Here is a 15,179-nt window from a genome sequence, read left to right as displayed (position 1 = left end):
CTATAAAAAAGAAAATACGGTATACTTACTATACACTCATTTTTTTCTAGCTATGCGGGAGAGTATATGAAAATACGGACATCAGTTAATTTGTTTTTGGTAACGACGCTTATTATTGCTGTCTGCGGAGCACTCGCTTTTAGCGTTATGCAAGCAAGGGCATATATCGAAGGTAATTTTTACAAAACCGTACCGTTTATGTTGGATGCTTCGTCTTCCGAGCTACAGACAAATCTTGCGGTTGGCTTAGCGCTTTCACAAGATTTAGCGGAAGAGCCTTATTTGATAGATTGGTTTGAAGCGTATGAAAAAGATGAAAAAACCGGTGCTCATGTTATCGAAAAAATGTTGAAACTCAGTAAAGACGAGCAATTTTCTACCTGCTTTGCTGCCTCGAAATTAACGGGTGGTTACTATGTTGTTGATAATAATAAACAGATAAAAAAAGATGTGCTTACCGAAGCCGATGATTCATGGTTTTTTACCATGCTGAAAAATCCGCAAACGTTATTTTGTAGTGTCGATTACAATAGAACACTCAATGAAATAAATTTTTGGTTTGATATAAAAATATTTAATTCGGCAGGAGAAGCAATCGGATTCGCCGGTATGGCGGTTGATTTGCAAAAAGCCGTTGCTAAAATAAATAAATCACTGCCCAGTCCGCAATCTTGGATCGGCGTTATCGATAATACCGATACAATATCGCTTTGTTCAAATGTTGACTTTACAAATAAAAAAATCAATACGGTAACAGGTACTCTTTCAGACTTAACGGGCTATAGCAATCTTCAATACTATGATGACGATTTGCTCGGTAGAGTTATTATTGTAAAAAAACAGCTCTCCGATTTGCCATATTATACTATCATGGCAGTTCCTGTAAAAGATTTTATACCGCCTATTCTTTCGATTTTAGGATATTCTCTTTTATGGACAGCTGTTCTATTGATACTTATGATCATAATTAATCAGTTTATGCTCAGCTATTTATTCGGACGGTTTATTAAGCTCCATACTATTTTTGATAAAGTTGCGGAAGGAGATTTTACCGTTCAAGCTGCAGTGCATTCCGACGAGCTCGGTTCTATCGCATTATCGATGAATAATGCAATAGAAAAAATCCGCGCTTCTTTTTCGGTCATAACCGATACGGCAAAAAACATGCAGTCGGTCAGCCAAACATTGTCTACGCGGATGCTGGATTCTGCTGCAGCGCTTAATCAAATAACAGGAAATATTGAAAACGTGAAAGATAGAGTAATGGTACAGCATACGGAGGTTAATGAAACCGCTGCAAAGATAGATGCTATTACTGAAACCATTTCAAATCTTGATTCTCGTATCGACAGTCAAGCTGAAAGTATTTCCGGTTCATCCCTTTCAATCGAAGAGATCATAAAAAACATTCAGACTTTACAGGAACGGGCTGAAAAGAATCTTCAATCGATTAAAACCCTTGAAAAAACAACGCACACCGGTAAAGAGACCGTTGCTATGGTTGTTGAGGTTACAAAAGTAGTAACGGAGCAATCCGAGGGGCTTCTCGATGCTATTACGGTTATTCAGAATACGGCAAGTCAAACAAACCTTCTCGCGATGAATGCGGCAATTGAGGCAGCTCATGCCGGAGAAGCTGGAAAAGGGTTTGCAGTTGTCGCCGATGAAATACGGAAATTGGCAGAGGAATCGGGAGCTCAAGGAACAAGTATTACAAAGGTCTTGGAAGAACTCAAACATAAAATCGAAAGCCTTAACGGTGCAGGACCGTTGGTAGCGGAGCAGTTTGAAAAAATCAGCGCTATGATGGACTTTATCTATCGGCAGGAAGACGGCATGATCCGTACTATGAAGGAGCAAATGCAGGGTGGTGAAGAAGTTTTGAATGTGATTAATGGAATGAATGCAATAACGGCAAAGGTCAAAGCGGATTCGGATGAGATTCTAACCGGAGCTGCCGATATTTCTTCCGGTATCAAAAAACTTGCCAATCTGTCGGAGGTTATTACACAAAGTATGGCGGAAATGGCGACTGGAATAGCGGAAGTCAACAACGCGATGAAAGAAGTAAATACTATCGCGATAAATAATCAGAAAAATGCAGCGAGCGTTACCGGAGAAATCGGAAAGTTCAAGGTGTAAAAAGCTCGTGCCTTTAAGTGCCCGTTTACCTAAAACGGGTACTCGAATAATTTACAAACCGGTAGAGTAAGGAGCATACATGGAAAGTTTCTTTGTAGCATTTAATGCAGTTATGCCGGTCGTTCTCTTAGTTGTTTTCGGCTATTTTCTTAAACAACAAGGGTATTTTAGCAAAGAAACGATAGCCCAATTAAATAAGTTATGCTTTGACTTACTCTTACCGATCGTAACCTTTAATAATATCAGAAAAACAAATTTAAATGAAGTTTTCGATTTGAAGTTCGTTCTGTATGCCGCAGGAAGTATTTTAGCTGCTATCTTCTTGCTTGTTTTCATCGTACCGCTTTTTGAAAAAGATAAAAAAAAGCAAGGCGTTATGATACAGGGAACATTCAGAAGTAATTTTGTAATGCTCGGGATTCCGCTTTCTTCTTATATTGCAGGAGAAAACAGCGCGGTGTTGGCATCGATGCTTATTATGATTATTATCCCTATTTTTAATGCTGCAGCCGTTGTTCTGCTCTCAATTTATGGTGGCTGTGCTGTCAACAAAAAGAAGTTGATAATAGATGTATTAAAAAATCACATGGTGATTGCCTCTATTGTAGGGATTATGATGTCCTTGCTGCACCCTCCTATTCCGCATTTTTTAGATAAGTCGTTGATGGATATCGGTAAAGTAGGCAGTGTATTCCCTATTATCGTACTGGGTGCGATGCTCGATTTTTCAAAAGTTTCGGCAAATTTTAAAAATCTGTTGTTCACCGTTGCAGGCAAGCTCATCGGTATGCCGTTGATCTTTATTACGCTGGCTGTTTATCTTGGATTTCGAGCCAATGAGATTGTGGCGCTCATTGCTCTGTACGGTTCTCCTACAGCCGTTATTTCAGCAGTTATGGCTGAACAACTCGGTTGCGATTATGAACTTGCTGCTCAAGTCGTTATTTTCTCAACAGTAATGTCGTGTATAACTATTTTTGGGATTGTTTTTGTACTGAGCTTTTTGAAGGTAATATAAAACTATTATCATCAGCTGTCGCATGATCTGCAGGTACTGCACGGACTGCCGGTAAGCGGTGAGCGCGTACCGAATACCTGCCGTTCAAAGGCTTGTCCTGTCGGTGTTATTGCTAAACCTCCTTGGGCGGTTTCGCGAAGCGATGCCGGAAGTCCGTCACCGACTCGCTTGAGAGCTTCTATTGTTTCGTCAACGGGAATTGCGCTTTTAATACCTGCAAGTGCCAGTTCCGCAGCGGTAAAGGCAAGTGTAACGCCGGAGGCATTCCGTTTAATACAAGGAATTTCTACCAAACCGGCGACGGGATCACACACCAATCCCAAAATGCACTTGAGCGCTATTGCCACGGCATGTGCTGCCATCTCCGGTGTGCCGCCTAGGAGTTCCACAATGCACGCTGCCGCCATCGCGGAAGCGGTGCCGCACTCAGCTTGGCAGCCTCCTGACGCACCCGCAATCGACGCCTTGTTTGCTACCACCATACCGATAGCGCCGGCGGTAAACAACGACAGCACTACATCTTCCCGCGGAACGCCGCGTATCTTCAATAAGGCGCCTAATGCGCCGGGAAGAATCCCGCAAGAACCGGCAGTAGGGGCAGCTACAATCTTCCCCATGGCGGCGTTTATCTCGGAAACAGCCATCGCCATCTGAATAGCGTTTGACATAAGGTCTCCGCAAAGGTGCTTACCTTCCGTAATCGTCTGTTTTAGCCGGTATGCATCTCCGCCGGTTAATCCACTGGTCGATTTAACTCCCTGTTTACTGCCGTTCTCAATTGCTTCCAGCATAACAGTCAAGTTTTCTTCCATCCGCTTGATTAGTGCTGCTTCCGGCTGTTCAAGCTGCGCTGCTTGATCTTCTAATACAATCTCCCTGATAGGTTTATGCTGTGCTTCTGCTGTTTTATATAATTCGCTGATTGATTCATAACTAAGCATATATGTCTCCCTGCTCCGGGTAAACGCATCAGACTATTTTTGACGTCCCCTGCAGAATCAGTGAGGCTGTTCAACCAGAATTTCGCCGCTTCGCGTCTCAAATGGTTGCCCTGCCTCACTGATTCTGCGGCATTTTGTCTACACGTCTGATGTGTTTACCCTCCTTTTAAAATAAACTGCGAGAAATTTTTTCGAAATTTCTCGCAAAAGGAAAGCAACCGCGTCAGATAGTATTAGCGCGGTTGCCATGAATTCCTTTATAGGTTGCCGTTTTTTAGAACGGTCTGACAAAAATCACTTTAATAACGCCGGGTATTTTCTCGATAGCAGCCTGCAAGTTTTCTCCAAGGGAGCGCCCGTCAATCTGTAAAGTCATGATTGCGGTTCCGCCTTTTTTATCCCGTGCAAGGTTGAATTTGTAGACATTGAGTTTATATTGAGCCATCAATGCGGTTACGGCGGCGATCATTCCCGGTATGTCATTGTGCACGACGATAATCGTCGGGGATTGACCGGTGATTTTCACCTCTCTACCGTCTATTTTGGTGATGATAATGTTTCCGCCGCCGACGGATGCTCCCTGTACGCACACCGTTTTTCCGGCTGCATCGGTTAACGTAATTTCAGCCGTATTCGGATGAGCATCGGGAATTACCGTCGGCTCAAAGGTAATGGCAAGCCCTGTTTCTTTGGCAATTTGCAAGCTCCTTCTGATGCGTTCATCATCGGTTTGCATACCCATAATCCCGGCTGCAAGTGCACGGTCGGTTCCGTGTCCCTTGTATGTTTGTGCAAAGGAACCGTGCAGTCTGATATATGCCTTTACAGCAGGGGCGCCCAGCAGTAGTCTACTCATTAAACCGATTCGTACCGCCCCTGCTGTATGGGAACTGGACGGGCCGATCATGATGGGACCAATTATATCAAATACATTCATCGCATCATCCTTCTTTTGTTTATTAAACCTGTTCGGAAACTTCCGTTTCGGGACAGGTTACCTTGAAATGCGATGTTCTAAATCGTACCATTTGTGCGATTTAGAACTCGGCGACCTGTTCGACAACGCAGTTATCGAACAGGTCTATTATAACCGAGAATATGTAATAAAAAAAGTCCTGATTCCGTTTACGCTGTAGGATAGAACACGGCAGATAGAACGGACCCCTTTAAAAACCGGTAAAGGTACGGTATAATGAAACATCTGAAAACTTGTGTCGGATGTTGATTCGCAGTCTGCTTAAGCGGACAAGTTAATGAATTTCTTTACAGAACAGAGCCGAAGGCTCTGAAACATCCTACAAAAGTTTTTATAGGAGCTATGATAAAAAGCATCGCCTAAAATTGCGTCGATGCTTTTTATCGCAAGTTTGCGGTGCAAACTTGATTATTTATATGTGCGCGCAATGCGCGCACGGCTAAAAACTTTTTCGGAAATTGATATTTCCTACAAAAGTTTTTATAGGAGAAGGTATGCGTAGATATTTTATTGCAGGTAACTGGAAAATGCACAAAACAAAGGGAGAAGCCGTAGATTTGGCAAAAGGTGTGGTGGAGGCTGTCAAAGGCGGAAAGCACAAATACATGATTGCTCCTTCCTTTACTGCTCTTGATGCCGTTTCTCAGGTAGTAAAAGGGACGAATGTTTTACTTGGTGCGCAGAATATGAGCACCGATGAGCAAGGCGCTCATACCGGAGAAGTGTCAGTATTGCAGCTCAAGGATATCGGTGTACAGGTTGTTATTCTCGGCCATTCGGAACGGCGCCATATTTACGGGGAAACCGATGCAATGATCAACAAAAAGGTGCGGCTTGCATTGCGGCACGGGCTTGAAGTGATTCTTTGTGTCGGCGAATTGCTGGAGGAACGCGAAGCAGGTCGGGCGGAAGCTGTCTGCGCAGCACAGACCGAAAAAGGATTGGAAGGCGTAACCGCGCAAGAACTGGCACGGGTAACCATTGCGTATGAGCCGGTCTGGGCAATCGGTACCGGAAAAACGGCAACTCCTGAAGATGCCGATGCGATTCATGCGCATATCAGATCCGTTATCGCGAAGCTATACGGGAAAACTGCTGCCGATGCAATGGTCATTCAATACGGCGGTTCGATGAAGGCGGAAAATGCTAAGGCCTTGCTTGCCAAAGAGAATATCGACGGTGGTTTAATCGGTGGCGCTGCCCTTAAAGCCGAAACCTTTGCTCCAATCGCTCTATGTGAATAACGCGGAACAAGGCAACCGTACCGCTACTATTTTCAAACGATTGCTTTCTTTTTCATTCGAAATTTTGTTAAAAATTTCGAATGTTTTTTTAGAAGGGGGCAACCGCATCAGGTAGGATAGATAAAAATCGCGGAAAAATTGAGACTATGAGACCATTTGAACCATCTTCAACTGCCGTACATCCGTGTACAGCAGTTGAAGGCGAGTTTTGTGCGTGCACAAAACACCGCTGCTGTATGGAACCACTGCCATCCATAGCAGTTCCGGTTGAAATGCCTCATTTATTCTGCGGGATTGTTAAAAAAATGCCTGATGCGGTTGCCCTGACAGTCGATATTGCCAAGAACGGTTTTTCCGTATATACTGAATTCGATTATTACTTTATAGGAGGATCTATAATGAACAAGAAAATACTTGCGCTGTGCGCATTTATGCTGCTTGCTGTTGTCCTGTCTGCACAGACTGTACAGCCTAAAAAGCAAAAAATTAAGGTTGAAGGGCGTGCCAATGCCTCTCTTTATCTAACTGAAATTTATAAAACCGATAACTGGGCGGAATACTATTGCGTATACGAAGAAGATAAGAACACGTTTAACGAAGATGAAGCTGAAAAGGTTATGTATGAATTCTTTTCAAATTACAAACGAGATAAAGGTTTTTCTTCCGTCGAAGTTGAGGATTTGAAAGGCGCTACCACCGGTAAGACAATGACAACGATGGAAAAACGTGTTATTTTCCGTCATGTAAACAAACGGTAAAGATACGAAAACCTCTAAAAACTTGAGTTTTTAGGGGTTACTGTTAATTTTATGTGCATTTAAAGTGCTTTTATAGTGTGATTAATGAACTTTTAAAACGCTGATTGATCCTCAAACGGGTTAATCGGCGTTTTCTTTGAAGTGTTGAATATATGAAAGTTAAGTATTTGGAGGCAAGATAGAATGAAACCTACATTGTTGGTCTTAGCAGGAGGAATGGGAAGCCGTTACGGCGGCGTTAAGCAAATAGATGCGGTGGGGATGCATAATGAAACATTGCTGGATTATGCAATCTACGATGCGGTTCATAACGGTTTCGGAAAAGTAGTATTCGTTATTCGAAAAGATATTGAAGCCGATTTCCGCGAGCGTTTATTTGATAGAGTTGCCCGCAATTGCGATGCCGAATATCTGTTTCAATCTATTGATTCACTGCTTGACCCCAAAGAAATTCCGCAAACGGTAAACCGTAAAAAACCGTGGGGTACTATTCACGCCGTCCTTTGCGCGGAGAATTCCGTTAAAACACCCTTTGCCATTATCAATGCAGACGACTATTATGGACGCAAAGCCTATAAAACGATGGCAGGACACCTGTCAACTTTAGACAATTATTCTCCGAATCATGCGATGGTCGGCTATATTTTGGAAAATACGATGAGCGAATCCGGTTCCGTCTCACGGGGAGTATGCAACGTTGAAAATGGAATGCTCGTTTCTATGAAAGAGCATACCAAGATTTCTTACGGTGAAGAGAACGGTAAACGGGTAATTCTCTCTCAGCTTGAAAACGGAGTAACCCACTTAACCGGTAAAGAAACCGTGTCTATGAATCTCTTCGGCTTTAGCCTTAAAGCGTTTGAAGGTTTTCACGTATTCTTTGAAGAGTTTATTAAAAAGAACATCGCAAGCGAAAAAGCCGAATGTTTGCTACCGGAAGGCGCCAGTATGCTGGTTACCAAAGGGCTCGGCACAATCAAATGTTATACCACCGATGAACGCTGGTTCGGTATGACCTATCCCGAAGACCGCGAAATTGTAAAAAAAGAAATAGCGCAAAAAATTAAAGAAAACTATTATCCTGAATTTTTGTGGAAATAATCGGTGACTCAGAGAAACCGATTTGGGCGTCTTTAAAATCGATTGTTAGCGGAGAGTTTAATACCCCGTCACGATACTTTGCGTCGGGGTGTTGATTGTATTATTGAACATTCTGCTTCATAAGCATCATCTGTTCCCGCTCGATTTGCTCCATCTCCGCCGCATATACGCTATTCAGTTCGCGGTATTCATCGGCAAGAGAACCGCTGATCAACCGCAATAAAGTCATACGATGTGATACTTGCTCATTCAAAAAGCTGTTAAATTCCTCCAGCTTGCTTTCCGTATCAATGGTGGCAAGATTTTCGCAGCCGGTAAGAAAGGTATGCGTCATATACAGAATACGGGCAACGGGTTCGGCAAATTGATAGCATTTGCGACGGTTTTTCCCCGCGGCCTTTTTCAGTGCATCTTCGGCTTCCACCATTTCACGGAAGAGTTTTACCGCTTTAGTATTTCCTGCTCGTTTAATGATGTCACGCATTTCTTTCGTTTGTTCTTCGGGTTGGAGCGGTTTGATTCCGCCGGATTCCGTCTTTTCCGTCAGCAATGAGCTTGCGGGTTTTTGTGGCGCAATATAGTTTGAAAGTTTAACGAACGGAATAGCAAAGGCATCGGCAAACGTCCGAAGTTGTTTGATTTCTTTTTTTGATAATACAAAGGTAAAAATAGCACCGATTATCATAACGGCAAAAGCGAGATGTACCGGATTGAATTGCAGCATAACTCCTCCATATCTTTTGTACCGCAGTTCCGTTGACTCGTCAATAGAAACCTGCTAGGCTGACGGTGTAAACGCATCAGGTACTTTTTTGAATATCCCCGCAGAATAAGAGATGTTATTCGACCAGAGTTGAACCTCTGCGCGGTTCAAATGGTCTCATAACCTCTTTATTCTGCGCTTTTCATCTAATCTGCCTGATGTGTTTGCCGTCTGCTAGAAAAAAATGTGCGAAGTTTTAAATCAATAAAACTTCGCACAGAGATGGCAATTCACGAGGGGATATATATAAAATGAAACAAAATAAAACAAATACCCGTGCGCGGGGCGGGGTGACGGTTATCTGTTTTCTTGTCATTCTTATTGGCCAGTTCTATCTGTTACGCAATGTAATTCATACAGAGTCTTTTTCTTTTCTTATGCTGCCTTGGAGTGCCGAACTTTTTTTTGCATTGGTTTTGATTGTAGCGATTATCTATTTGTTTATTCAGCCGATGGGATGGTACACAAAAAGACGGCTTGCTGCGGCGTTTATACTCCTTATCGCATATAGTGCGCTTACTATTCTCTATTATGAGGTGTTTAAAACCGGTTATCTTACCGGCGCTTCTTTTGAATATGTAAGCAGTGCCGGTGGACTTGTCGGACTTAAATTGGTACTTGCGGTTATCGGAGTTACGGCAGGTATTCCTGTTGCACAACCTATCGACGGACGCGAATATGCAAAACGGCTCCGCGAAAAGGTGGAAAAAAACAATGCTCAACTGACAAAAGAAACAGCGAGCGGTGCGCAGCAAGATTTAATTCGTACAATCAATACATTAAAAGAGACAATGTCTCCGGAGGAATTAGCCGCTTTCTTACAGGAATTAAAGACTGCTGATATCGAAAACATCTGCAATACCGGTACTTCCGCTAAAATTTCTTCTGCCCCAGCGGATTCCGATGCAACTTCTTTGTATTCCACATCGGAAGCAACCCCGCTTGCAGAAAAATGGCGTGGATGGGGCGGGGGAGTGTAAGCGGATTGTTTTTCTACAGATTAGGTGGTACTCTGATAAGCTAAAACCACCCATGGATTCCGCATCATAATGGCCTAAATCATTGTATGATAATGACTTGCTATAAAATATAATAAAAAATGAGACGCATAAGTTATTATAATATATAGCTTTATAATTTAAATGCGGAAGCCCTGTAAAACCACCTTCAATCCTTTGACAAAAGCTTCTTTTTCCGCTATCGTTTTTGCCAACTATGAATACATTGACGATAAAAGAATGTACCGATATGACGGTGAAAACTCCTGCGCAGCATTTTTTGCAGAGCCGCTTTTGGGCGGAATTTAAAAAGGAGCAAGGCTGGACATATCGGCAATATGAGGTACATAGTCCGGGTACCCGTTCTTTTTTACTCACGGTTTTATTGCGGCAACTGAATCCCTTCGGCTTTCTTGCCTATATTCCGATGGGTCCGTCTATCCTCATTACGAATGATTCACACCTCCCCGAAACGGCGCAACAGCGGGGTATTTTTCTTGCGAACCTTGCAGAAAAGCTTGTTCCCTTGCTGCCTTCTTACGTTTTTTTGATTCGCTTTGATCCGCCGTGGGAATGTTCGATTAAAAACGGAAAAGCACAGGCATTCTCTTCCCAAGACTTCCCGCTTATTCCCTGTACCGGCGGAAAAACACCATGCCGCCTCATTAAGGCGGTTTCCGATATTCAGCCCCCCGATACGGTGCAGCTCGATTTAGGGCAGTCGCTCGATGCCTTGCTCGCCGATTGTAAACCTAAATGGCGCTATAATATCCGGCTTGCTGAAAAAAAAGGCGTGCAGGTTCGCTGTTTTTCCGGAAGTCAAGCCGAAAATGTAGTACCGGTCTTTTATGAGCTCTATCGTGAAACTGCTGCAAGGGACGGTATCGCCATTCATAGCGAAAACTATTACCGCTCGCTTTGTCGGCTTGCCATCGATCCTGTATTCGACGCCGAACATATTCTTATTTCGGTTTATATTGCTTATTTTGAAGAGAAGCCGCTTGCTGCGATTATCACGCTTTTTTCTCCGAGCGGAGCAGTCTATCTGTACGGCGCTTCTTCAAATGAACACCGCAATCTTATGCCTGCATACCTGCTGCAATGGCAGGCAATTCAGGATGCTCAAAAGTACGGTTGTCTCTCCTATGATTTTTACGGGATACCCCCCACCGATGATCCCAAACACCCCATGTATGGACTGTATCGATTTAAAACAGGATTCGGCGGAACGATTATCCATCGGGTGGGAACTCTTGATATTCCGGTACGAGGTTTCCGCTATCGCCTCTACTCATGTGCCGAGCGGCTACGGGCATTCTGGTTTAAAAACCTCAAAAAGAAGCTTCGCGTTCACAGCCGAAAATCGTAGTGCTCCGGTTTGCAAGTGAGACAAATGTTTGTCATTGCGAGACGAGCTATATAAAAACTAAATTTTATGATAAACTATCAGCTGAGGTAAAGAGATGATAAATGTTTTTATCGATACAATTACACCTTGTCTCAGTGATGCTAAAACAGGAGAGCTCGTTCAGACAGAAGTTATACAAATTACGCGAAAATCTTTTTTGAAAAAGTATAATAAGAAAAATGGATGGTATACAAACTGGGATCAACTTATCGATGATAACGAAGTTTATGCTCTCGTTGTAGAAGGCTCGGTTGATATACAAGGACTTGTTTCTGTTGTAAAAGATGATGATGCAAAAGCTTGTTATATTTCATGGATGTGTGCGAGCCCTGAAAATAATCATCAAATTACGGAATCGATTAGATATAAAGGTGTTGGCGGACATTTGTTTGCAATTGCTGCAAACAAATCAATCGACTTCGGTTTTGAGGGCATGATGTACGGATTTGCAGCGAACAAAATGTTACTTGATCATTATATCGAAAAATTTAATGCTGAATTTATCGGAATTCTTCATCCGTTTCAATTTGCAATCGATGAAGACAATGCAAAAAATATCATGGAGGTTTACACTTATGACTGGACTGATGAAAAATTATAAAGAAAGTTTAAAAGATACACCGCAACCAATATTGCTGTCTCAAATGAAAAATACTATAGATTTGAAAGCATTATTTTCTTATGCAAAAGCAAATAATATGAAGGTTTCTGAATTATCAGAAAGTGATAAGAAAAAATTTGTCAGGGCAAGGGGCTCATTATAGTTAAAATGTAATGTAAGTAAAATAAAATTTGAAGAGTAAATATAAAACCTGTTCGGAAACTTCCGTTTCTGAACAGGTTACCTTGAAATGCGATGTTCTAAATCGTGCCATTTGTACGATTTAGAACTCGTCGACCTATTCGAAAACGCAGTTACCGAATAGGTCTATACATAACACTCAGTCTAAACTTACATTGTCCAGCAGCATTGGAGGAAGTATGCCGGTACGTGTTATAACATCGGATGACTTTGGGGTCAATTTTGTCAATAAATCTTTTCTTACTTCAGGACGGGATGAATATACTGTTCGTTTTATGCAGAATCCCGCTGAAAAGCACCGATGGCGGCCGCTCACCTTTAACGAAGTGGAAACGCTCATCAAGAACGGAAACACCTGTACTAACTGGAATACCTTTTTGGTGGAAGATCCCTTTACGCCGTCGCTCATTAAAAACTCGCTTTTTGCCGGATTGGTGCGGATTTCCTCTTTAACCGAATGCTATCTGCGCTACCATGATTTTATTGTTCCCGCGGGGATTACCAACAGCAAAATTATCTCCTGCGATATCGGAGCGAACTGCGCCGTGCATGACTGCGCCTATCTTGCGCACTATATTGTCGGGAATACCGTCATTTTAAGCAGAATAGATGAGATGGCGGCAACCGATCATGCCAAGTTCGGCGAAGGGGTCATTAAAGACGGGGAAGATGAAGCAGTCCGCGTTACAATCGATGTGATGAACGAAGCGGGCGGACGAGAAATTCTTCCCTTTGCGGATATGATTTGCGCCGATGCGTTTATGTGGGCGCGGTACCGCGATGATGCAAAGCTGATGGCACAGCTGAAAAAGATGACGCAAGGCTCTTGCGATTCCGCCCGTGGTTATTACGGTACCGTCGGCGATAACGCAGTGATTAAAAGCTGTAAGATTATCAAGGATGTCCGGTTCGGCGAGGCGGTTTATATTAAGGGCGCCAATAAGTTAAAAAATCTGACCATCCGGTCTTCTGCAGCAGAAGCGACCCAGATCGGGGAAGGGGTTGAGCTGGTTAACGGGATTATCGGATACGGCTGCCGCGTGTTCTACGGCGTTAAGGCAGTGCGCTTTGTGCTCGGAAATAACTGTACGCTCAAATACGGCGCCCGCCTCATTCACTCCGTGATGGGAGATAATTCAACTATCTCCTGCTGCGAAGTATTAAATGCGCTGATCTTTCCCTACCATGAGCAGCATCACAACAACTCATTCCTTATCGCCGCGATGATTCAGGGGCAGTCCAATATGGCAGCCGCCGCTACGGTAGGTTCAAACCACAATACCCGCGGCAATGATGGAGAGATTATCGCCGGTCGGGGATTTTGGCCGGGACTTTCCGCGACGCTCAAGCATAACTGCCGGTTTGCGTCCTTTGTGCTGTTAAATAAGGGTAATTATCCCGCCGAACTGGATATTCCTTTTCCGTTCAGCTTGGTCAGCGATAATCTGCGGGAAAATTGCCTCGATATTATGCCCGCTTATTTTTGGATGTATAATATGTATGCGCTTGCCCGCAATAACGATAAATTCAAAAAACGGGATAAACGGAAAACAAAGACGCAAAAGATTGAAACCGAGGTACTTGCCTGCGATACCGCCGGGGAAATTATGCACGCGATGATGCTGCTGGAACACATTTTTGAAACGGCATGGACGGCGGCAGGAAATCAAGCCGAAAGCGCTCAATATCTTTTGACTCATAAACGGGACGAACTGAAAAAACTGCCCCTCACTGCCGAAAACATCGAACATTCCGCCCGCCCGGTGAAGATTCTGCACGGCGTGGATGCATGGTATGCGTACCGCAATATGCTCGTTTGGTACGGGGTAACCGTTTTAGCACACTATTTAGCACAATATATGGATGAAACCGGTACCGGCGGTGAGGTATTTAGCGGCAGTGGGGCATGCAGCCGATTCAATCTCCAAAACGGAACAATTCCGTGGGTCAATGCGGGCGGGCAGCTGATACGCGAGGATGAATATGACCGGCTTCGCAGCAGGGTTGGGGCAGGGGAACTCAATTCGTGGAAAGTAATCCACGCCGAATACGACCGGCTCTGGGGACGGTATCCCTTTGACCGCGCAGAACATGCCTATAGTGTGCTCTGCCGACTTGCCGGAGTTTCCGCTCTTACCGGATCGCACTGGCAAACCTACCTTGATGAAGCGCTCTGCCTGAACCGGTATATCGAGGAGCAAGTCCTTATCACCAAGAAAAAAGACTACACCAATCACTTCCGCGACATTACCTACCGGAATCGGGCGGAGCGGGATGCCGTACTCGGTCATGTGGAAGACAACGCCTTTGTGCAGCAGTCCAAGCAGGATGCACAGCACTATGCTGAGCTTTTTGCTCCGCGAAGAGGTTCAACTCTGGTCGAATAGTCTCAATTTTTTCGCGGGGATATTAAAAAAGCGGCCTGATGCGTTTATCCTGTCTCGTTTGCTCTTTATCCTTTTTTTATTTTGCCGATATTGATTACGGAGAATAACTATGAAAAAGCGGATACCGATAGTGCTCTTATGCTGCACTATGCTCTATGGTGCGGTATATGCGAAAACAATCGGTTTTGCTTGTATCTATAATGCCGATGCACCGGCCGAAGCAGCCGAACTGACTATGGCACTCGAAACCGAGCTTTTTGAATTTTGTTTTGACCGAGGGATAATAGCAACCAGTATCGAATATATAGTGGAAAACTATGAACGGTACAAGGATAATCCTTCTCTGCTTAAACGCTTCGATTCATCGATTGACTATTTAGTTGCGTTGTATTGTGAATATAAGCAAGCGTTTGAGGATACTGCAAATAGGCAGAGACCGGTCATTGAATGGAAGAACCTCGAATGGAAGTTCATCGATTTTTCCTCTCAAAATATCATTTTTGAAGAGAAAATCAATCCGAAAACAATACCGGAAATTGAACTGAGACGGAAAATAAAAAGCGCCGGTCAAGCTATCGGTACGAGCATATTAGACCTGTTCGATAACTTCGTTTTGGAAACTTTATAGGGTAAAAAGGGGA

The 15,179-nt window shown here is 43.5% G+C and carries 14 protein-coding genes; 11 read left to right on the top strand and 3 right to left on the bottom strand.

Translation table 11 applies throughout. From position 1 onward, the window contains the following. Positions 1 to 66 precede the first annotated feature (66 nt). A complete protein-coding gene (locus ABK01_RS07380) occupies positions 67 to 2,142 on the top strand; it encodes a methyl-accepting chemotaxis protein (RefSeq protein ID WP_253675167.1) in 2,076 nt (691 codons plus the stop codon). Between the two features lie 79 nt (positions 2,143 to 2,221). Beyond that, positions 2,222 to 3,160: an AEC family transporter gene (locus ABK01_RS07375; RefSeq protein ID WP_253675166.1), complete on the top strand. Its 939-nt coding sequence runs from the start codon at positions 2,222 to 2,224 to the stop codon at positions 3,158 to 3,160. 11 nt (positions 3,161 to 3,171) lie between these two features. Here the strand turns inward: ABK01_RS07375 and sdaAA are convergent, their stop codons facing one another. Next, entirely contained in the window at positions 3,172 to 4,101 is a 930-nt protein-coding gene (sdaAA, locus tag ABK01_RS07370; RefSeq protein WP_253675165.1) for an L-serine ammonia-lyase, iron-sulfur-dependent, subunit alpha, read from the bottom strand. 274 nt (positions 4,102 to 4,375) lie between these two features. Continuing rightward, positions 4,376 to 5,038 carry an L-serine ammonia-lyase, iron-sulfur-dependent subunit beta gene (sdaAB, locus tag ABK01_RS07365; protein WP_212564758.1) on the bottom strand — a complete coding sequence of 221 codons (663 nt, stop codon included), beginning with the start codon at positions 5,036 to 5,038 and terminating at the stop codon, positions 4,376 to 4,378. A gap of 533 nt (positions 5,039 to 5,571) precedes the next feature. Here sdaAB and tpiA point away from each other — a divergent pair. The 3 genes from tpiA (at position 5,572) to ABK01_RS07350 (ending at position 8,180) form a co-directional block, all read left to right on the top strand. Next, positions 5,572 to 6,321 (top strand): triose-phosphate isomerase, encoded by a 750-nt coding sequence (gene tpiA, locus ABK01_RS07360; protein ID WP_253675164.1) that lies wholly within the window; start codon positions 5,572 to 5,574, stop codon positions 6,319 to 6,321. 398 nt (positions 6,322 to 6,719) lie between these two features. After that, the gene (locus tag ABK01_RS07355) at positions 6,720 to 7,079 is read left to right on the top strand and encodes a hypothetical protein (RefSeq protein ID WP_212564760.1); all 360 of its coding nucleotides are present in this window, start codon (positions 6,720 to 6,722) and stop codon (positions 7,077 to 7,079) included. 183 nt (positions 7,080 to 7,262) lie between these two features. Continuing rightward, positions 7,263 to 8,180 (top strand): nucleotidyltransferase family protein, encoded by a 918-nt coding sequence (locus ABK01_RS07350; protein ID WP_212564761.1) that lies wholly within the window; start codon positions 7,263 to 7,265, stop codon positions 8,178 to 8,180. A 100-nt stretch (positions 8,181 to 8,280) separates the two neighbouring features. Here the strand turns inward: ABK01_RS07350 and ABK01_RS07345 are convergent, their stop codons facing one another. Next, positions 8,281 to 8,904 carry a hypothetical protein gene (locus tag ABK01_RS07345; RefSeq protein ID WP_253675163.1) on the bottom strand — a complete coding sequence of 208 codons (624 nt, stop codon included), beginning with the start codon at positions 8,902 to 8,904 and terminating at the stop codon, positions 8,281 to 8,283. Positions 8,905 to 9,194: 290 nt separating this feature from the next. Between ABK01_RS07345 and ABK01_RS07340 the strand changes: the two genes are divergently transcribed. The 6 genes from ABK01_RS07340 (at position 9,195) to ABK01_RS07315 (ending at position 15,166) form a co-directional block, all read left to right on the top strand. Further along, positions 9,195 to 9,923 carry a hypothetical protein gene (locus tag ABK01_RS07340; protein ID WP_253675162.1) on the top strand — a complete coding sequence of 243 codons (729 nt, stop codon included), beginning with the start codon at positions 9,195 to 9,197 and terminating at the stop codon, positions 9,921 to 9,923. Between the two features lie 235 nt (positions 9,924 to 10,158). After that, the gene (locus tag ABK01_RS07335) at positions 10,159 to 11,310 is read left to right on the top strand and encodes a lipid II:glycine glycyltransferase FemX (RefSeq protein ID WP_253675161.1); all 1,152 of its coding nucleotides are present in this window, start codon (positions 10,159 to 10,161) and stop codon (positions 11,308 to 11,310) included. Between the two features lie 94 nt (positions 11,311 to 11,404). Then, a complete protein-coding gene (locus tag ABK01_RS07330) occupies positions 11,405 to 11,950 on the top strand; it encodes a hypothetical protein (RefSeq protein WP_253675160.1) in 546 nt (181 codons plus the stop codon). Further along, complete coding sequence (locus ABK01_RS07325) at positions 11,925 to 12,113, top strand: hypothetical protein (RefSeq protein WP_253675159.1); 189 nt, start codon at positions 11,925 to 11,927, stop codon at positions 12,111 to 12,113. Before ABK01_RS07330 ends, ABK01_RS07325 begins: the two co-directional genes overlap by 26 nt. Positions 12,114 to 12,330: 217 nt before the next feature. After that, positions 12,331 to 14,538, top strand: a complete 2,208-nt coding sequence (locus ABK01_RS07320; RefSeq protein ID WP_253675158.1) for a DUF4954 family protein — start codon at positions 12,331 to 12,333, stop codon at positions 14,536 to 14,538. Between the two features lie 109 nt (positions 14,539 to 14,647). Then, on the top strand, positions 14,648 to 15,166 hold the full coding sequence (locus ABK01_RS07315; RefSeq protein ID WP_253675157.1) for a hypothetical protein: 519 nt from the start codon (positions 14,648 to 14,650) through the stop codon (positions 15,164 to 15,166). Positions 15,167 to 15,179: the final 13 nt, after the last annotated feature.

The sequence above is a fragment of the Treponema sp. OMZ 305 genome (assembly GCF_024181325.1).
GTDB lineage: Bacteria > Spirochaetota > Spirochaetia > Treponematales > Treponemataceae > Treponema.
This window is presented reverse-complemented; position numbering and strand designations above follow the sequence as displayed.

Excerpts from the sequence above, each read along its gene's own strand:
- ABK01_RS07380 (WP_253675167.1), top strand. The coding sequence starts at position 67 with ATGAAAATACGGACATCAGTTAATTTGTTTTTGGTAACGACGCTTATT.
- ABK01_RS07375 (WP_253675166.1), top strand. The coding sequence starts at position 2,222 with ATGGAAAGTTTCTTTGTAGCATTTAATGCAGTTATGCCGGTCGTTCTC.
- sdaAA (WP_253675165.1), bottom strand. The coding sequence starts at position 4,101 with ATGCTTAGTTATGAATCAATCAGCGAATTATATAAAACAGCAGAAGCA.
- sdaAB (WP_212564758.1), bottom strand. The coding sequence starts at position 5,038 with ATGAATGTATTTGATATAATTGGTCCCATCATGATCGGCCCGTCCAGT.
- tpiA (WP_253675164.1), top strand. The coding sequence starts at position 5,572 with ATGCGTAGATATTTTATTGCAGGTAACTGGAAAATGCACAAAACAAAG.
- ABK01_RS07355 (WP_212564760.1), top strand. The coding sequence starts at position 6,720 with ATGAACAAGAAAATACTTGCGCTGTGCGCATTTATGCTGCTTGCTGTT.
- ABK01_RS07350 (WP_212564761.1), top strand. The coding sequence starts at position 7,263 with ATGAAACCTACATTGTTGGTCTTAGCAGGAGGAATGGGAAGCCGTTAC.
- ABK01_RS07345 (WP_253675163.1), bottom strand. The coding sequence starts at position 8,904 with ATGCTGCAATTCAATCCGGTACATCTCGCTTTTGCCGTTATGATAATC.
- ABK01_RS07340 (WP_253675162.1), top strand. The coding sequence starts at position 9,195 with ATGAAACAAAATAAAACAAATACCCGTGCGCGGGGCGGGGTGACGGTT.
- ABK01_RS07335 (WP_253675161.1), top strand. The coding sequence starts at position 10,159 with ATGAATACATTGACGATAAAAGAATGTACCGATATGACGGTGAAAACT.
- ABK01_RS07330 (WP_253675160.1), top strand. The coding sequence starts at position 11,405 with ATGATAAATGTTTTTATCGATACAATTACACCTTGTCTCAGTGATGCT.
- ABK01_RS07325 (WP_253675159.1), top strand. The coding sequence starts at position 11,925 with ATGACTGGACTGATGAAAAATTATAAAGAAAGTTTAAAAGATACACCG.
- ABK01_RS07320 (WP_253675158.1), top strand. The coding sequence starts at position 12,331 with ATGCCGGTACGTGTTATAACATCGGATGACTTTGGGGTCAATTTTGTC.
- ABK01_RS07315 (WP_253675157.1), top strand. The coding sequence starts at position 14,648 with ATGAAAAAGCGGATACCGATAGTGCTCTTATGCTGCACTATGCTCTAT.